The sequence below is a fragment of the Variovorax beijingensis genome, from assembly GCF_003951285.1.
GTDB classification, from domain to species: domain Bacteria; phylum Pseudomonadota; class Gammaproteobacteria; order Burkholderiales; family Burkholderiaceae_C; genus Variovorax; species Variovorax beijingensis.
This window is the reverse complement of the sequence record NZ_RXFQ01000001.1, coordinates 433325-449232: the sequence shown is the minus strand read 5'-3', so window position 1 is coordinate 449232 and position 15908 is coordinate 433325. Positions and strand designations below refer to the sequence as shown.

General features: G+C 70.2%; 14 protein-coding genes. 10 read left to right on the top strand and 4 right to left on the bottom strand.

Going from position 1 to position 15908, the window contains the following annotated elements:
• Positions 1-6 precede the first annotated feature (6 nt).
• The 4 genes from EJO66_RS02165 (at position 7) to EJO66_RS02150 (ending at position 4018) form a co-directional block, all read left to right on the top strand.
• Entirely contained in the window at positions 7-894 is an 888-nt protein-coding gene (locus EJO66_RS02165; RefSeq protein WP_125964548.1) for a LysR family transcriptional regulator, read from the top strand.
• Between the two features lie 110 nt (positions 895-1004).
• Complete coding sequence (locus tag EJO66_RS02160; protein ID WP_125964547.1) at positions 1005-2159, top strand: mandelate racemase/muconate lactonizing enzyme family protein; 1155 nt, start codon at positions 1005-1007, stop codon at positions 2157-2159.
• A 137-nt stretch (positions 2160-2296) separates the two neighbouring features.
• Positions 2297-3304 (top strand): Bug family tripartite tricarboxylate transporter substrate binding protein, encoded by a 1008-nt coding sequence (locus EJO66_RS02155; protein WP_223262180.1) that lies wholly within the window; start codon positions 2297-2299, stop codon positions 3302-3304.
• The gene (locus tag EJO66_RS02150; protein ID WP_124957288.1) at positions 3305-4018 is read left to right on the top strand and encodes an arylmalonate decarboxylase; all 714 of its coding nucleotides are present in this window, start codon (positions 3305-3307) and stop codon (positions 4016-4018) included.
• A gap of 24 nt (positions 4019-4042) precedes the next feature.
• Here EJO66_RS02150 and EJO66_RS02145 read toward each other — a convergent pair whose 3' ends face one another.
• The 3 genes from EJO66_RS02145 to EJO66_RS02135 are packed head-to-tail and all read right to left on the bottom strand — an operon-like array spanning position 4043 to position 7371.
• A complete protein-coding gene (locus EJO66_RS02145; RefSeq protein ID WP_124957287.1) occupies positions 4043-5404 on the bottom strand; it encodes an MmgE/PrpD family protein in 1362 nt (453 codons plus the stop codon).
• A 9-nt stretch (positions 5405-5413) separates the two neighbouring features.
• Positions 5414-6577, bottom strand: coding sequence for an acyl-CoA dehydrogenase family protein (locus tag EJO66_RS02140; protein ID WP_124957286.1), 1164 nt, complete (start codon positions 6575-6577; stop codon positions 5414-5416).
• 5 nt (positions 6578-6582) lie between these two features.
• Complete coding sequence (locus EJO66_RS02135) at positions 6583-7371, bottom strand: citryl-CoA lyase (protein WP_124957285.1); 789 nt, start codon at positions 7369-7371, stop codon at positions 6583-6585.
• Between the two features lie 106 nt (positions 7372-7477).
• Here EJO66_RS02135 and EJO66_RS02130 point away from each other — a divergent pair, with 106 nt between their 5' ends.
• From EJO66_RS02130 to EJO66_RS02110, 5 genes are all read left to right on the top strand, one after another.
• A complete protein-coding gene (locus EJO66_RS02130; protein WP_125964546.1) occupies positions 7478-9805 on the top strand; it encodes an acyl-CoA dehydrogenase family protein in 2328 nt (775 codons plus the stop codon).
• 44 nt (positions 9806-9849) lie between these two features.
• Complete coding sequence (locus EJO66_RS02125; RefSeq protein ID WP_124957283.1) at positions 9850-10839, top strand: Bug family tripartite tricarboxylate transporter substrate binding protein; 990 nt, start codon at positions 9850-9852, stop codon at positions 10837-10839.
• 5 nt (positions 10840-10844) lie between these two features.
• Positions 10845-12356: a class I adenylate-forming enzyme family protein gene (locus EJO66_RS02120; RefSeq protein WP_124957282.1), complete on the top strand. Its 1512-nt coding sequence runs from the start codon at positions 10845-10847 to the stop codon at positions 12354-12356.
• A 139-nt stretch (positions 12357-12495) separates the two neighbouring features.
• Positions 12496-12675, top strand: coding sequence for a DUF3606 domain-containing protein (locus EJO66_RS02115; RefSeq protein WP_124957281.1), 180 nt, complete (start codon positions 12496-12498; stop codon positions 12673-12675).
• 174 nt (positions 12676-12849) lie between these two features.
• Positions 12850-13527 (top strand): hypothetical protein, encoded by a 678-nt coding sequence (locus tag EJO66_RS02110; protein WP_124957280.1) that lies wholly within the window; start codon positions 12850-12852, stop codon positions 13525-13527.
• Here the strand turns inward: EJO66_RS02110 and EJO66_RS02105 are convergent.
• Complete coding sequence (locus tag EJO66_RS02105; protein ID WP_125964545.1) at positions 13473-14717, bottom strand: DNA topoisomerase IB; 1245 nt, start codon at positions 14715-14717, stop codon at positions 13473-13475. The genes EJO66_RS02110 and EJO66_RS02105 overlap by 55 nt on opposite strands.
• A 121-nt stretch (positions 14718-14838) precedes the next feature.
• On the opposite strand from EJO66_RS02105, the gene EJO66_RS02100 reads away from it, so the two are divergent.
• Positions 14839-15906, top strand: a complete 1068-nt coding sequence (locus tag EJO66_RS02100) for a purine-nucleoside phosphorylase (protein ID WP_124957278.1) — start codon at positions 14839-14841, stop codon at positions 15904-15906.
• Positions 15907-15908 lie beyond the last annotated feature (2 nt).

Sequence of the window (15908 nt, the reverse complement as noted above, 5' to 3'; positions counted from 1 at the left end):
CAGGCCATGTCCGCCGACCTGAAGTCGCTGCGCCTGTTCGTGGCCGTGGCCGACCACGGCAGCATCAGCGAAGGCGCCAAGCGCTGCCACATCGCGCTCGCGGCCGCGAGCAAGCGCATCTCCGATCTGGAAGCCCGCGCGCGACTGCCGCTGCTGGTGCGCCATGCGCGCGGCGTGACGCTCACTTCGGCGGGCCACGGCCTGCTGCTGCATGCACGCGCCGTGCTCTCCGCCATGGACCGGCTGGGCGCCGAGCTCGACGACTTCCAGAACGGCGTGGCGGGCGTGGTCAGCATCACGGCCAACGCGTCCACCATCGCGCAGTTCCTGCCCGCGCAGATCGGCTCCTTCCTGCGGCTGCATCCCGTGCTCAAGATCGACCTGCAGGAGCGCGCCAGCACCGAGGTGGTGAAGGCCGTGCAGGCCGGCCTGGCCGACATCGGCGTGATCGAGGGCAACACGCCGGCCGAAATGCTCGAATGCCTGCCCTACCGCAGCGACGAACTGGCCGTGGTGGTGGCGCGCGTCCATCCGCTGGCCAGGCGCAAGCGCATCGGCGTGGACGAGGTGCTGCGGCACGACCATATCGTGGTGCGCGAAGGCACGGCGCTGCACCGCGTACTTCTGAATGCGGCGCTGGAGGCGCAGCTGCCGCTCAAGGTGCGCATGCAGGTGGGCAGCTTCGACATGGTGTGCCGCATGGTGGAGCAGGGCGTGGGCATCGGCGTGCTGCCTTATGCGGCCATCCTGCCGCAGCTGCAGATACTGAAGCTGCGCTGCCTGAAGCTCGATGCGCCGTGGGCGGTGCGCCGCCACCTGCTGTGCGTGCGGCGGCAGCAGGACCTCACCGCGGCCGCGCGCTCGGTGCTGGAGCACCTCGGCCGGCCGGACTGAGCCCCGAGGCTTCGCGCGGCGCGAAGCCTCGCGCCCGCCAAAAACGAATTGTTCTCCACGGACTGCGCACCAAGAATCGTGCAGCCGAAGCAAGGCAAAAGGAGACATTCTTGAAGATCATCCGCGTCAGCGCCACGCCGCTGAACATTCCCGTCACCATCGATGTGCTGGGGCTCAACCAGCAGACCTCGCTCTCGCTCTGCCTGACCGAGATCGAGACCGACACCGGCCTCGTCGGCCATGGCATGACGGCCATCACCGAAGAAGAGATCATTGCCGCCGCCGTGCGCGAGGTGGCCGGCCCGGCATTGATCGGCGAAGACCCGATGGCCACCGAGCGCCTGTGGGAGAAGCTCTACTGGCTGCTCTCGCCGCGCGGCCAGACCGGCTATGCGAGCCACACCATCGCCGCGCTCGACATCGCGCTGTGGGACCTGAAGGCCAGGGCGCTCGGCCAGCCGCTGTGGCGCCTGCTGGGCGGTGCGCGCTCCAGGGTGCCGGTCTATGCGACCTTCGGCTTCGGCTTCTTCGAGCGCGACCAGCTCGCCGCCGCCGCCAGGCTCTGGGTCTCGCAGGGCTTCCGGCGCCTGAAGATGACCGTCGGCGGCCATGCGCTCGCGCGGCGCGACGAGCCGCGGCCCATCGACGAGGTCATTGCCGAGGATGTGCGCCGCGTGGCCGCCGTGCGCGAGGCGGTCGGGCCCGACGTGAAGCTGTACGTCGATGCCAACTGCGGCCTCGACCTGTTCCACGCCACCGAGCTCGCGCGCCGCATCGAGCCCTACGGCATCAGCTTCTTCGAGGAGCCGCTCACGCAGAACGACGTGCGGCAGATGGCCCAGCTGCGCGCGCGCACCAGCATCCCGCTGGCCTGCGGACAGAACGAAGGGCTGGCCTTCCGCTTCCGTGACCTGCTGGTGAACCAGGCGGCCGACGTGCTGCAGCCCAATGTGACCATCTCGGGCGGCTATTCGCAGTGCCTCAAGATCGCGGGCATGGCCGCAGCCTTCAACGTGCCGATCGACAACGGCGGCGCCTGGCCCTTCCACAACATGCACCTGCATGCGGGCGTGTCGAACGGCGGCATGGCCGAATACCACTACGTGGCCGTGCAGATGCTCAAGCAGGTCTTCGACGGCCTGCCGGTGCCGCAGGACGGCTGGCTGCAGCTGCCGGAGACACCGGGCCTGGGCTTCGTGCCCAACGCGGATCGCGTGCGCGAGCTCGCGAAATTGCCCACTTCGCGCGGCAAGGGCAAAGCATAAAGATGGACGCCCCCCGAAGCGCCTTTGGCGCTTCCCCCCACTGGGGGGCGCACCCGGCGGCCCGGCAAAGCCGGTTCCGCGGGTGCACTTGAAGGAGCCGCGCAGACGGCGACCGACCGATGACATTTGGAGACACGATGAAAAAAGCTGCAGATCTTGTTCACCCCGCGCGCCGGCAGGCCATGCGCGCGGCCATGGCCCTGGGCCTCGCGGGCCTGTTCGCCGCGCCCGCCGCCTGGGCCCAGAAGTACCCCGACAAGCCGATCCGCCTCGTGGTCGGCTATTCGGCCGGCGGCGGCGTCGATGCGGTCGCGCGCCTGCTCGGCACGCGGCTTTCGGCGGTGCTCGGCCAGCAGGTGATGGTCGACAACCGGACCGGTGCCACCGGCATGATCGCTGCCGAGTACGTCGCCAAGTCGGCGCCCGACGGCTACACGCTGATGATGGGCGACAGCGCGCTGCTGGCCGCCAGGCTGCTGCAGCCGAAGGCGCCGGTCGATCCGCTTACCAGCTTCAGGCCCGTCGCGGGCGCCTTCGTCTCGCCGCTGATGATCGTCACAGGCAACGACTTCCCGGCCAGGACGCCGGCCGAATTCGTGAAGGAGATCAAGGCCCGGCCGGGACACTATTCCTACGCCACCTCGGGCGTGGGCACGGTGCACCACCTGGGCTTCGAGATGCTCAAGCAGACCAGCGGCAGCAAGGTGGTGCACGTGCCCTACCGCGGCGCCGCGCAGATCGTGCCCGACGTGGTCGGCGGGCAGGTGCCCATCGGCGTGGTCAGCGCCACGGCCGGCATGGCGCAGGCCAAGGCCGGCAAGCTGCGCGCCATCGCGCTGATGAACACCGCGCGGCTCGAAGGCGCGGAAAGCGTACCGCCGCTGGCCGATGCGCTGCCGGGCTTCGACGTGGCGCCGCGCATCTTCGTGCTCGCACCCGCCGGCACGCCCGACGAGATCGTCGACAAGCTCTCGGCTGCGGTGAAGACGGTGCTCGACACGCCCGAGGCCGGCGCTGCGGCGGCCGCGCAAGGCACGCTGCGCGCCTACGCCACGCCGGCGCAGCTCGGCAAGGACATGGCCGAGGAGACGAAGCGCTGGCAACGCATCATCGCCGAGCAGAACATCGTGGCGGAGGGCAAGTAGATGGCGCTGCCGCACCTGGGCCTGATCGTGCCGCCGGCCGCCGGCGCGGTGCCGGTGGACGGCCCGCTGCTGTATGGCGAGCGCATCCGCTTCAGCGCGCTGGGCCTCGGCCTGGGCGAGATTTCCACGCGTGGGTACACGGAGGTGATCGACTCGGTGGTCGAGAAGGCGGTGGCGCTCAAGGCGCGGGGCGCTGTCGCGGTCTCGCTCATGGGCACCTCGCTGAGCTTCTTTCGCGGCGCCGCGTTCAACCGGCAGCTCGAAGTCGAGATGGCGCGCGCCACCGGCCTGCCCTGCACGACCATGAGCAACGCCATCGTCGGCGCGCTGCGCCAGCTGGGCGTACGCCGCGTGGCGGTGGCCACGGCCTACATCGACGAGGTCAACGCACATCTGCGGCGCTACCTCGAACAGAGCGACTTCGAGCCGCTGGCGCTCGAGGGGCTGGCCATCTCCGACGTGCAGGCCGTGGGCAGGGTGCCCACGCAGGTGCTGATCGAGCTGTGCCTGCGGGTGTTCGATGCGCAGCCCGGAGCGGACGGCATCCTCATTTCATGCGGCGGTCTGGTCACGCTCGATGCCGTGCGCGAAGTGGAAGCACGGCTGCAGCTGCCCGTGGTGTCGAGTTCGCCCGCGGGTTTCTGGGACCTCGTGCGCACTGCGGGCCTCGATGCGCGCTCGCCGGGGCAGGGGCGGCTGTTCGCCGAGGCCTGAGCGCCAAAGATACGAGGCGGCCCCTCAGCCGAGCCAGCGGCCCACGCGCGGCGTCGCCCCGAGCTGCCAGATGCGCTGGCACAGCGCCTTCGCCTCGTCGGCCGTGGCGCCCTCGCCGTAGTGCGCGAGGCGCTGCATCTTGTCCTCGATCTCGGCACGGCTCAGGCTGTTGCCCGGGTCGCCCTTGGGCTCATCGGCGCGGCCGGCCAGCGTGCGGCCGTCGCGGGTCTGCACGCTGACCTTGCCGATCCAGCGCGCGGGGTAGGCGGTGTCGACCTCGGCGTCGAGCTCCATCGCCACCTTGTCGCGGAACGCGGCCACCTCGGGCGCGAGAAAGTCGCGGTCGAACTCGCCCAGGCCGGCGCGCCCGTGCACCGCGATCAGGCCGAGAACCGTACCCATCGAGAACTTGCCCTGGTGCACGGTGGCCGGCACCGTGACGCGGCCCAGCACGTCGATGGCGCCCTGGTGCACGTGCGCGGTCACGCGGGCCACGTCGCCGTGCGCGAGCTGGTGCTCGCTCATCACCTGCAGCAGCGCGTCGGCCGCGGGATGCGTGTGGCGGCAGGAGGCGTGGTACTTGAACGAGGTCTCGGCCAGTGCCCAGCGTGTGCCGAGGCGGTCGGTGAGCCGTGCCGGATCGGCATCGCTCGACATGCCCACGCCGAGCCCCTGCGCGCCTTCGAGCACCTTCGCCGCGCCCGTGAAACCGTCCTGCGCCAGGTAGGCCGACATCAGTCCGCTCGCGGCCGCATGCGCGCAGTGCAGCTGCTTCGAGTCGGCCGCATCGCGCAGGAACTCCCAGACGCCGGCCGACTGCGTGCCGGCCGAGCCGAAGGCATGCAGCATCTGCTGCGGCGTGAGTTCGAGCAGTCGGCCCACGGCGGCGGCAGCCGCGAGCGTGCCCGCCGTCGCGGTGGTATGGAAGGTCTTGTAGTGCGAGCGTCCGAGGAACTCGCCCACGCGGATGCCGACCTCGTAGCCCGCCACCACCGCCGTCAGCAGCTGCGCACCGCTGGCCCCGATGCTCTGCGCCACGGCCAACGCGGGCGCGATGACCACGGCCGCGGGATGAAACACCGAGCCGTTGTGCACGTCGTCCTGCTCCACGTAGTGCGAGGCCGCGGCGTTGACGAGCGCGGCGAACACTGGCGAGGTGGTGCGGCGCGAGGTGAGCATCTCGCTCGGCCCGCCGGCCGGCCCCATCATCTGCGCGAAGCGCTCGATGCTGCGCACCGGCCGCGCCGTGCGCGCCGCGAGCACCGAGCCCAGCCAGTCGAGCATCAGGTCCTCGGTGCGGCGCAGCACGGGGGCGGGAATGTCTGAAAACTTCAGTTCGGTGGCGAAGGTGGCGAGGTCCCGGCTGGGATGATGCGATGAGGTCATGGCGCGCCTTCAGAACGAGCGTGGGAGGCCGAGCATGTGCTCCGCCACATAGCTGAGGATGAGGTTGGTCGAGATCGGCGCCACCTGGTAGAGCCGCGTCTCGCGGAACTTGCGCTCGATGTCGTATTCGCAGGCAAAGCCGAAGCCGCCATGGAACTGCAGGCAGGCATTGGCGGCCTCCCAGCTCGCCTTGGCCGCCAGGTACTTCGCCATGTTGGCCTGCGCGCCGCAGGGCTCGCGCGCATCGAACAGGCGGCAGGCTTCATAGCGCATGAGGTTGGCGGCTTCGATCTCGATGAAGGCCTCGGCAATCGGAAACTGCACGCCCTGGTTCTGCCCGATGGGCCGGCCGAACACCACGCGCTCCTTGGCGTAGGCCGTGACCTTGTCGATGAACCAGTAGCCGTCGCCGATGCATTCGGCCGCGATCAGCGTGCGCTCGGCATTGAGGCCGTCGAGGATGTACTTGAAGCCCTGGCCCTCTTCGCCGATCAGGTTCTCGGCAGGGATCTCGAGGTTCTCGAAGAACAGCTCGTTGGTCTCGTGGTTCACCATGTTCAGGATGGGCCGCACCGTCATGCCTTTGCCGATGGCCTCGCGCAGGTCGACGATGAAGATCGACATGCCTTCGGACTTCTTCTTGACCTCTGCAAGCGGCGTGGTGCGCGCCAGCAGGATCATCAGGTCCGAATGCTGGATGCGCGAGATCCACACCTTCTGGCCGTTGACGACGTAGCGGTCGCCCTTCCTCACGGCCGTGGTCTTGATCCTGGTGGTGTCGGTGCCGGTGCTGGGCTCGGTCACGCCCATCGACTGCAGGCGCAGCTCGCCGGTGGCGATGCGTGGCAGGTACCCGCGCTTCTGCGCCTCGCTGCCGTGGCGCAGCAGCGTGCCCATGTTGTACATCTGGCCGTGGCACGCGCCCGAGTTGCCGCCCGAGCGGTTGATCTCTTCCATGATCACCGAGGCTTCGGTGAGCCCGAGGCCGGAGCCGCCGTATTCCTGCGGAATGAGCGCGGCCATCCAGCCGGCCCTGGTGAGCGCGTCGACGAACTCGGCGGGGTAGCCGCGTGCCTCGTCGATCTTGCGGAAGTACTCATTGGGAAACTGCGCGCACAGGTCGCGCACGGCATCGCGGATGTCGGCAAAGCGGGTATCGTCGCTGTTGTTCATCTCGTTCAATCCTGGCGCTGGCCGCCGGCTTCCTTTTCTACGCGCTGCCAGATCTCGATGGCCATCGGGTCGTCGATCTCCTCGAGGAGGTGGCCCACGAGCCCGATGGCGCGCGCCATCACGCCGAGGCCGCGGATGATCTTCCACGGAAAGCCGAACTCCGCCGCAATCGCGCCGATCGCGCCCGTCGCATTGATGGGCAGCGACTTGCCCGAGACGCGCTCGGCCTCCTGCTGCACCGCCTGCATCAGCGCCACGTAGTGGCCCGAGAGGCCGTTCTCCTCGGCGATCTGGAACAGGCGCGGCGTGCGCGGGTCGATCGGCTTGTGCAGCGGATGCCCCAGGCCCGGCACGATCTGCTTGCGCGCGCGGTGGTCGGCCACGATGTCCCGCGCCATGTCGGCCAGCGGCCGGGCCGGCTTCTCGCCGAAGGGAATGGCCTCGTAGAGCATCTTCGCCGCGCCTTCGGTACTGCCGACGAACACCGTGCCCAGCCCGCACAGGCCCGCGGCCACGGCGGCCTGCAGCGCCTCGGGCGCGCCCGCATAGGTGAGGCGCGCAGCCAGCGCGCTGGGCGTGATGCCGTGCTCGACCAGCGTGACGACGATGGCGTTGAAGGTGACCGACTCCTGCGGCGTCGGGATGCGGCCCGTGAGCTCCAGGAAGGCCATGTCGCCGAGGTTCAGGTGGCCGAGGATCTCGGAGGGCAGGTCGCGCCCTCGCACGGTGATCCGGTCGGGCGTGCTGTGGCCGAGCTCGGTGTGCAGGGATTTCTTGATCTTTGTGGTGGTCATGCGCCGAATCTATGCCGCCCTCGCGCGAGGCGGGTCTGTGAATGCGAAACCCTCCCTTCGGCAAATGCAAATGCCGCGCGGCGGGCCGTTCTGTCACGCTGCGGCGATGGACACCGAATCACTTTCCGCCGTGCGCGAAGCCGCGCTCGACTACTTCGTTCGCAGCCGCTCCGTCCAGCGGCGGCGCGAGCGCATGGATCGGCCCGATGCCGACGAGGCGCAGGGCTGGGGCGCCATTGCCGAGCTGGGCTGGGCCGGCATGCTGGCACCCGAATCCGCGGGCGGCCTGGGGCTCGGGCTCGCGGGCGCGGCGCAGATCCTGCGGGCCGCTGGCGAGCATGTGGCGCCCGAGCCGCTGCTGGCGGTGGCGGGCTTGAGCGCCATGCTGCTCGCGCGGCTCGAGGCTCCGGCCGCGCAGTCGCTGCTGGCGGAGCTGGTCGCGGGCCGCAGCTTGCCTGCGCTGGCCTGGCAGGAGAGCGCTGGCGACCTGAGCGCCGTGCCGCTGGCCTGCGGCTGCGAGCCGCGCGCGGGCCATGCGGGCGGCGTGCTGCTGCAGGGCGAGAAGCTCATGGTGCTGCCCGGCGCGGCCGCCAGCGGCTGGCTGGTGTCGGCGCGCGGCAGCGACGACGCGGTGCTGCTGTGGGTGCCGCGCGGCACGGCCGGCGTGAGCGAAGCCCTGGTGCCGCTCGTGGACGGCAGCCAGGCCGCGAGCCTGCGCTTCGAGCAGGTGGCGCTGCCGGCGGACGCGGTGCTGGCCGAAGGCCCCACCGCGCAGGACGCGCTGCGCCATGCGCTCGCGGCCGGCCAGGTCTTGCAGGCGGCCGAGCTGCTGGGCGTGGGCCAGGCGATGCTCGCGCAGACGCTGGCCTACCTGCGCACCCGTTCGCAGTTCGGCAAGCCGATCGGCAGCTTCCAGGCGCTGCAGCACCGCTGCGTGGACATGTTCATTCATCTCGAAGTGGCGCAGGCCGCGCTCGCCGAGGTGCTGGCACTGGCAGACCAGGGGCTCCCGGCCGAACGGCTCGAGGCCGAAGCCAGCCGCGTGAATGCCCGCTGCACCGCCGCGGCGCTGCAGGCCTCCCGCACCGCGGTGCAACTGCATGGCGCCATCGGCTACACGCAGGAGTGCGACCTGAGCCTCTACTACAAGCGCACGCTGTGCCTTTCGGCGTGGCTGGGCAACGTGGCCGCGCACCAGCGCCGCCATGCCGCGCTGGCCGACGGCGGCGAAGCACGGGCGGGCGCCGCCGCATGGGAAGGCGAGTTTCCGCGCAGCGCCGACTGGCATGCGATGCCCGAGGCCGAGTTCCGTCGCATGGTGCGCGCCTTCCTGCAGCAGCGTTATCCGCAGCAGCTGCGCTACCTGTCGCACCGCGCGCGCTGGAGCGAGATCCGCGAGTGGTACCTCACGCTCTCGGCGCAGGGCTGGATCGCGCCGGCGTGGCCACAGGCGCATGGCGGCATGGGGCTGCCGGCCGGCAAGCTCATTGCATGGATCGAGGAACTCGAGCAGCACGGCGTGGCGCGTGCGCCGGACCAGGGCATCGTGATGATCGGCCCGCTGCTGATCCAGCATGGCACGCCGGAGCAGCAGCAGCGCTTCCTGCCGCGCATCCTGAGCGGCGAGCATGTGTGGTGCCAGGGCTATTCGGAGCCCAACGCCGGCTCCGACCTGGCGGGCCTTCGCACCGAGGCGGTGGCGGGGCGCGATGCCGAGGGCGATCACTTCATCGTCAACGGCCAGAAGATCTGGACCACGCTCGCGCAGGACGCCAACCACATCTTCATGCTGGTGCGCACCGACAAGGCCGCGCGCAAGCAGGAGGGCATCAGCTTCCTCTTGTGCGACCTGCGCACGCCGGGCATCACGGTGCGGCCGATCCACACGCTCTCGGGCGAGCCCGAGTTCTGCGAAGTGTTCTTCGACGGCGTGCGCGTGCCGGCCGAAAACCTCGTGGGCCGACTGCATGGCGGCTGGACGATTGCCAAGGCGCTGCTGGGCTTCGAGCGCATCTTCCTCGGCAGCCCCAAGCAGTCGCAGTACGCGCTGGGCCAGCTTGCGCGGTTGGCGCAGGCGCGGCGCCTTTTTGCCGACCCGGTGTTCGCGCAGCGCTTCGCTGCATTGCGGCTCGACGTGCTCGACCTGTCGGCCGCGTACACCGGTTTTGCCGACATCGTGCGCGCGGGCCAGCCGCTGCCTGCGTCGGTGTCCTTGCTCAAGATATGGGCCAGCGAAACCTACCACCGCATCGGCGCGCTGCTGGTCGAGGCCGGCGAAGAGCAGGGCGCCGTGGCCGGCGACCAGCTGCTCGACGGGCAGAGCTTCAACGTGCTGTCGCCGCTCATCGGTTCCACCGCCGCCATGATCTATGGCGGCACCAACGAGATACAGCGCAACATCCTTGCGCGGCAGGTGCTCGACCTGCCGGCCTGAGCGATGCGAGCCGCCGAAGAAATACACAACAGGAGACAACGCCCATGCAATCGATCGACACCGCACGGCGCCATGCCGTGGCCGCGCTGGCAGGCAGCGCGCTGCTGGCCGCACTGCCTTCGCGCGCCTTGGCGCAGCAGCAACAGCTGCCGCCGCTCGTCAAGCTGGTGGTCGGCTATTCGGCCGGCGGCCCGGTGGACGGCGCGGCGCGCCTGCTCGCGCCCGCGCTGAGCCAGGAGCTCGGCACGCAGGTCATCGTCGACAACCGCCCCGGCGCCAGCGGCTCGGTGGGCGGCGATGCGGTGGCCAAGGCCGCGCCCGACGGCGCGCTGCTGTTCTTCGGCGCGAGTCCGACCATCACCATCAATCCGAACATCCAGCGCAGGATGCCCTTCGATCCGATGAAGGACCTGACGCCCATCGCGCCGCTGGTCGACTACACCAACGTGCTCGTGGTCAACAAGGACCTGCCGGTGCACAGCGTGGCCGAGCTGCTGGCCTATGCGAAGGCGCGGCCGGGCAAGGTGTTCTACGGCTCGGCCGGCATCGGCGCGTCGAACCACCTGAGTGGCGCGCTGCTCGAGAAAATGACCGCTGTGCAGCTCACGCATGTGCCGTACAAGGGCAGCGCACCCGCATTGGCCGACGTGATGGGCGGCACCGTGACCATGATGTTCGACATCATCGCCACCTCGCGGCCCTTCATCCAGTCGGGAAAGATCCGCGCGCTGGCCGTCACCTCGCGCCAGCGCAACCGCATGCTGCCCGAGGTGCCGACCATGATCGAGTCGGGCGTGGCCGGCTACGACGTGGGCGGCTGGTTCGGCCTCTACGGCCCGGCGCGCATGGACCCGGTGCTGGTCGCGCGCCTGAATGCCGCCGCGCACAAGGCGCTCGCGCGCGAGGACATCGCCCATCGGCTGCGCGAGCAGGGCTACGAGGTCTGGAGCGGCGGCGCGGAGCTGCTCGCGGCCAAGGGCCAGGCCGACCGCAGGCTCTGGGCCACGGCGGCCCAGGGCATCGAGGCGGAATGAGCGAAATGCCGGCACCCACGCGGATCCACGAACTGCTCGAAGCGCGCGCATTGCAGTCGCCGGGCGCGGCGTTTCTCTTCGAGCCATCGGGCACCATGTCGTACGGCGCGCTGCAGGCCATGGCCGAGGCGGCCGCGCAGGACCTGCTGGCCGCCGGCGTGCGGCCGACCGACCGTGTGCTGCTGGTGGCCGAGAACTGCGCCGCGCACATCGCGCTGCTCATGGCGTGCAGCCGCATCGGTGCATGGTCGTGCGGAGTCAACGCACGCATGTCGCCTGGCGAGATCGCGGCCATTGCCGGGCGCGCCGATGCGCGGCTGTGCTGCTTCACGAGCGATGCCTCGGACGCCGCGCGCCAGCATGCGCAGCGTTCCGGCGCGGTGCCGTCGGCGCTGCCCGGCGTGATGCGCTCGGCCGTGCGCGCAGGGGCCCGGCCGGAGGCCGATCCTGCGCTGGCGGACACGGCGGCCATCATCTTCACTTCAGGGACCTCGGGCACGCCGAAGGGCGTGATGGTGTCGCACCGCGGCCTGCTGCATTTCGGCCGCGTGTCGGCCAGCGTGCGATCGCTGGGCGACCGCGACCGGGTCTACGCCTTCCTGCCGATGACGCACATCTTCGGCATCGGCACGGTGCTCATGGCCGCGCTCACTGGCGGCGCGGCGCTGGTGCTGCGCGCGAGCTTCTCTCCGGCCGACATGCTGCATGCGCTGGCGCATGAACAGGTGTCGAACCTGCTCGGGCCGCCCACGATGTACGCGCGCCTGCTGGCCCACATCGAGGCCGAGCACGGCGCGCCTCGCTTTCCGGCGCTTCGCTATGTCTACACCGGCTCGGCGCCGCTCGACCTCGGGCTCAAGCAGCGCGTCGAGGCACTGTTCGACCAGCCGCTGCACTATGGCTATGGCCTGTCGGAGTACGCGGGCTCGGTGTTCCTCACGCGCGTCGAGGCGCCGCGCGCGGACACGGCCGCGGGCCATGTGGTCGAGGGCGGCGAGGCGCGCATCGTCGGGTCCGATGGCCAGGACCTGGCGCCGGGCGAGGCGGGCGAGATCTGGCTGCGCGGGCCCGGCCTCATGCTGGGCTACTTCCGCGACGCGGCGGCCACGGCGCAGGTCATGCGACCGGGTGGCTGGTATGCGAGCGGCGACCTCGGGCGCTTCGATACGGACGGCGCGCTGTTCGTGGTCGGCCGGCTCAAGGAAATGATCATCCGCTCGGGCTTCAACGTGTATCCGGCTGAGATCGAGGCGGTGATCGGCCGCTTCGGCGGCGTGCACCTCTGTGCGGTGGTGGGCGTGCCCGAGGCCGAGGGCAACGAGCGGATCGTCGCCTTCGTCGAGATGAAGCCCGGCGCCATGCTCGATGAACCGGCGCTGCGCGCCTACCTGGCGGAGCACCTGTCGCCCTACAAGCGGCCCGCTCGCATCGAGACCATCGACGCCATGCCGACCACGGCCAACGGCAAGGTGCTCAAGCGCGAGCTGCAGGCGCGCGCCGCCAGGTCCGCCGGCTAGCTGCCAAGGCCGCGGGCGCGGCGCCCGCACGCCGGTTTCGGACATTTCCTGCAAGGAGCCGCGCCGCCGTCCGCCAGTGCCGCGCAGCAAGGGCGCGCATCGTCTTTTGCATCGACACACCCAACACAGGAAGCACGCCATGGCAGACGACCCGAACAAGCGCGGCCCGCAGGACCGGACCCGCATCAATGTCAACGAGGCGCACGAGGTGCGCTACTGGACCCAGACGCTGGGCGTGACCGAGGCGCAGCTGCGTTCGGCCGTGGCCGCCGCAGGCGTCGAGGTGAAGGACGTGCGGGTCTACCTCGGCAAACCCTAGCCGAAAGCGTAGGCACGCTCCTACACCCGCCACGGGGGGCGGGGCCGATACTTTGGCTTTCCTTCGCTTCAGGACGCGCAAAGTGAACGAGCCGATCGCCGAACCCCGCATCAGCAGCAGCCTGCAGGCCTGCCACCCCCTCACCGAGGCGAAGCCTTCGGCTCCCCGCGCGCAATGAAGGCCTCGCCCGGAGCCCGAAGCTGGATTGCCGCCGGCGTACGCCACGAACTGCTCACCCGCGCCTTGCCGGCATTGCGCCACGACATGGTGGCGCCGGTATCGGTGATCCGCATGGCGCTGCTCATGCTCAAGCGCCAGATCGGCGCACCTGTCATCGACGCACCGGTCTGCGAGGAGCGCGTGGCGCTGATCGACAACCAGGTGTCCGAACTCGTGGAAGGCATCCGCTCGCTGCGCGACTGGGAACTGGCCACGACGGATGACGGCATCACGCGCAGCGCGCTGGTGGCGCAATGCGTGGGCCTGATGCGCGCGGCCTTCGACATGCATGGCGTCGAGCTGGCTGTCGACGTCGCACTCGAGCCGCAGGCGGACGAAACGCGCTGGCCCCAGGGTGCGGCGCTGCGCTACCTGGTGCTTGGCGGCCTCGGGTACCTGCACGACGGCGCGCCCGAAGCCGGCACGATCCGCATCGAGGCCGACGGCGGCAACGCGCTTCGCCTCAGCGCCTTGCCGCGCGAATCCGCCGGTGCCAGCCCGGTGCTCGACGCGCACCGCGCACCGCGTGCGCTGGCCATCGACGCGATTGCACTCCAGAGCCTGGCGGAGGACCTGGGCTACACCGTGGCGCTCGAACGCGACAGCGTGCGCTTTTCGCTCGCGCCGGGCTGAGGCCTTCGTTCTTCTTCGGCCTTGCGCCTGCCGTTGGCCCTGCGCGCTTCGCGCTGCTGGCGCGCCTGGCCTTGCCGATGCATCCGCAGGAAGGCGAGCAACCGCTGTTCGGCGGCGTGGAGCCCGCGCGTCTTGCGGGCGGCGGTGCGGGCCGACATCTTTCGCAGCAGTTCGGCCGCGGGGTCTTCCTCGTTGCCCGCGAGCGCGCTGCCCAGCGCCAGCACGGCCGGGTGCACGTAGGCCTTCTTGCAGACGGCGGGCGTGTTGCCCAGGTGCTTCGCCACGGCGGCCAGTATTTCCTTGGCGCTGTAGCGCGTGCCGTCGGCGGCCGTACGGCCCGGTTCGCAGGCCAGCCGCGTGAGCTCCAGCGCCTGCACCGTGCCGTGCCAGGTCCGGAAGTCCTTCGCGGTGAAGCGTTCGCCGGGCGAGGCTTCGGCGATGTAGCCGTTGACGTCGGTGGACGACACGCTGCGCAGTTCGCCGTCTTCGTCCTGGTACTGGAACAGCGCCTGGCCGGGCAGCTGCTGGCATTGCCGCACCACCTTGGCCACGCGCGGATCGTCGAGCCGGGCTTCGTGCAACACGCCGCTCTTGCCCTTGAAGCGCAGTTGCAGCGCCGCACCCCGCACGGCCGCATGCCGGTTGCGCAGCGTAGTGAGGCCGAAGGAGCCGTTGCTGCTGGCGTATTCCTCATTGCCCACGCGCAGCAGCGTGGTGTCGAGCAGCCGCACCAGGGCCGCCAGCACTCGCTGGCGCCCGGGCGCCTTGGCCGTTGCCGCGCCTTCCTGCAGGTCGCGTGCGACGCGGGCGCGGATGCGCGGCAGCGCGAGCCCGAAGGCTTCGAGGCGCTCGAACTTGGTCTCGTCCTTGAAAAGCCGCCAGTCGGGGTGGTAGCGGTACTGCTTGCGCCCGCGGGCATCGATGCCGGTGGCCTGGAGGTGGCCCTTGGGCAGCGGGCAGATCCACACCTGCGTGTAGGCCGGCGGAATCGCGAGCATGCGGATGCGCGAGAGCTCGTCCGCATCGCGCACCCAGCGGCCCTGTGCATCGCGGTAGCGAAAGTGCCCGCCGTGCTTCAGGCGCTGGATGCCCGGCATGTCGGGGTTCACGTAGACCAGGCCGTTGGCAATGGGCGCGGCCGTCGGCGAGGGCCTGGAGGGCGGTGCGGTCGATCTGGAGCGGGCCGGCATGGGGTTTGCGTGGTGACGGTACCCAGCGCTTGTGCCTGCACCGACAATCGCCGCCTGTAGGACGCCGCAATCGCCGCTGGTGCGATGGAGGCGCTTTGTTCTTTCCTGGAGTCCCAAAGAAATGATGTTCTTCCCTCGGCCGTTCCCGTCTTCCTGCGTGCGCTGGCTCTCGGCCTGCGGCGCGGCGCTGCTTGTCGCGGCCTGCGCCTCGCCGACTTCGCCGGTATCGGCTGCGCGCCCTGCCGCCGCCGCTGCTGCCGCGCCCGTCAAGGTGAAGGTCTTCGTCGCGGCCATGTTCGAGATCGGCCAGAACACCGGCGACCGGGCCGGCGAGTTCCAGCACTGGTACGAGCGCTACTGGAAGGGCGCCGCGCCGATGGCCGTGCCCGGCGCATTGCAGCCGGTGTACTGCAATGCCGACGGCGTGTGCGGCGCGGTGCTCGGCATGGGCAAGGTCAACTCGTCGTCGTCGATGCAGGCCATCCTGCTGAACCCGCAGTTCGATTTCTCGCAGGCCTACTACGTGATTTCCGGCGTGGCCGGCACGCCGCCTGCGCGCGGCACCATCGGCGAAGTGAGCTGGGCCACCTGGCTCGTGGACTACGACCTCGGCCACCGCTGGGCGCCCGAGGAGAACAAGCCCGGAGAACCCACCTTCATGCCGCGCAAGGGCTACGAGGAATACCGCCGCTTCAAGCTCAACCCCGACCTCGTGGGCTGGGCCATGAAGCTCTCGTCCGACACGCCGCTCAAGGATTCGGACAGTGCGCGCAAGTACCGCCTGCGCTACCCCGATGCGGCGGCGCGGCGCGCGCCCTTCGTGGGCACCGGCACCCACATGACGGGCGACACCTTCTTCCATGGCCCCGGCATGTCGAAGCAGGCGCAGTACATCGCCAGGCTCTACGGCGCCGACGACTACGTGATCACCGAAATGGAAGCCGCCGCCATCACGCTCGTGATCAAGCGCACCCATGGCACCGACCGCGTGACGAGCCTGCGCGGCGCCGTCAACTTCGACCAGGGCAACCCGAAGGAAAGCACGCTGCAGCACCTGGACCCGGCCCCGGGCGAGACAGCGGGCGGCTTTGCCGAGACGGTGGAGAACATCGCGCTGGTGGGCACGCGCGTGGTGGACCACATCGTGGCCAACTGGCCGCAGTGGCAGGCCGGCGTGCCCAAGCCCTGAGC

Coding starts and splice junctions, on each gene's coding strand:
- EJO66_RS02145 (WP_124957287.1), bottom strand. CDS start 5,404: ATGACCTCATCGCATCATCCCAGCCGGGACCTCGCCACCTTCGCCACC.
- EJO66_RS02150 (WP_124957288.1), top strand. CDS start 3,305: ATGGCGCTGCCGCACCTGGGCCTGATCGTGCCGCCGGCCGCCGGCGCG.
- EJO66_RS02140 (WP_124957286.1), bottom strand. CDS start 6,577: ATGAACAACAGCGACGATACCCGCTTTGCCGACATCCGCGATGCCGTG.
- EJO66_RS02125 (WP_124957283.1), top strand. CDS start 9,850: ATGCAATCGATCGACACCGCACGGCGCCATGCCGTGGCCGCGCTGGCA.
- EJO66_RS02115 (WP_124957281.1), top strand. CDS start 12,496: ATGGCAGACGACCCGAACAAGCGCGGCCCGCAGGACCGGACCCGCATC.
- EJO66_RS02110 (WP_124957280.1), top strand. CDS start 12,850: ATGAAGGCCTCGCCCGGAGCCCGAAGCTGGATTGCCGCCGGCGTACGC.
- EJO66_RS02155 (WP_223262180.1), top strand. CDS start 2,297: ATGAAAAAAGCTGCAGATCTTGTTCACCCCGCGCGCCGGCAGGCCATG.
- EJO66_RS02130 (WP_125964546.1), top strand. CDS start 7,478: ATGGACACCGAATCACTTTCCGCCGTGCGCGAAGCCGCGCTCGACTAC.
- EJO66_RS02165 (WP_125964548.1), top strand. CDS start 7: ATGTCCGCCGACCTGAAGTCGCTGCGCCTGTTCGTGGCCGTGGCCGAC.
- EJO66_RS02120 (WP_124957282.1), top strand. CDS start 10,845: ATGCCGGCACCCACGCGGATCCACGAACTGCTCGAAGCGCGCGCATTG.
- EJO66_RS02100 (WP_124957278.1), top strand. CDS start 14,839: ATGATGTTCTTCCCTCGGCCGTTCCCGTCTTCCTGCGTGCGCTGGCTC.
- EJO66_RS02105 (WP_125964545.1), bottom strand. CDS start 14,717: ATGCCGGCCCGCTCCAGATCGACCGCACCGCCCTCCAGGCCCTCGCCG.
- EJO66_RS02135 (WP_124957285.1), bottom strand. CDS start 7,371: ATGACCACCACAAAGATCAAGAAATCCCTGCACACCGAGCTCGGCCAC.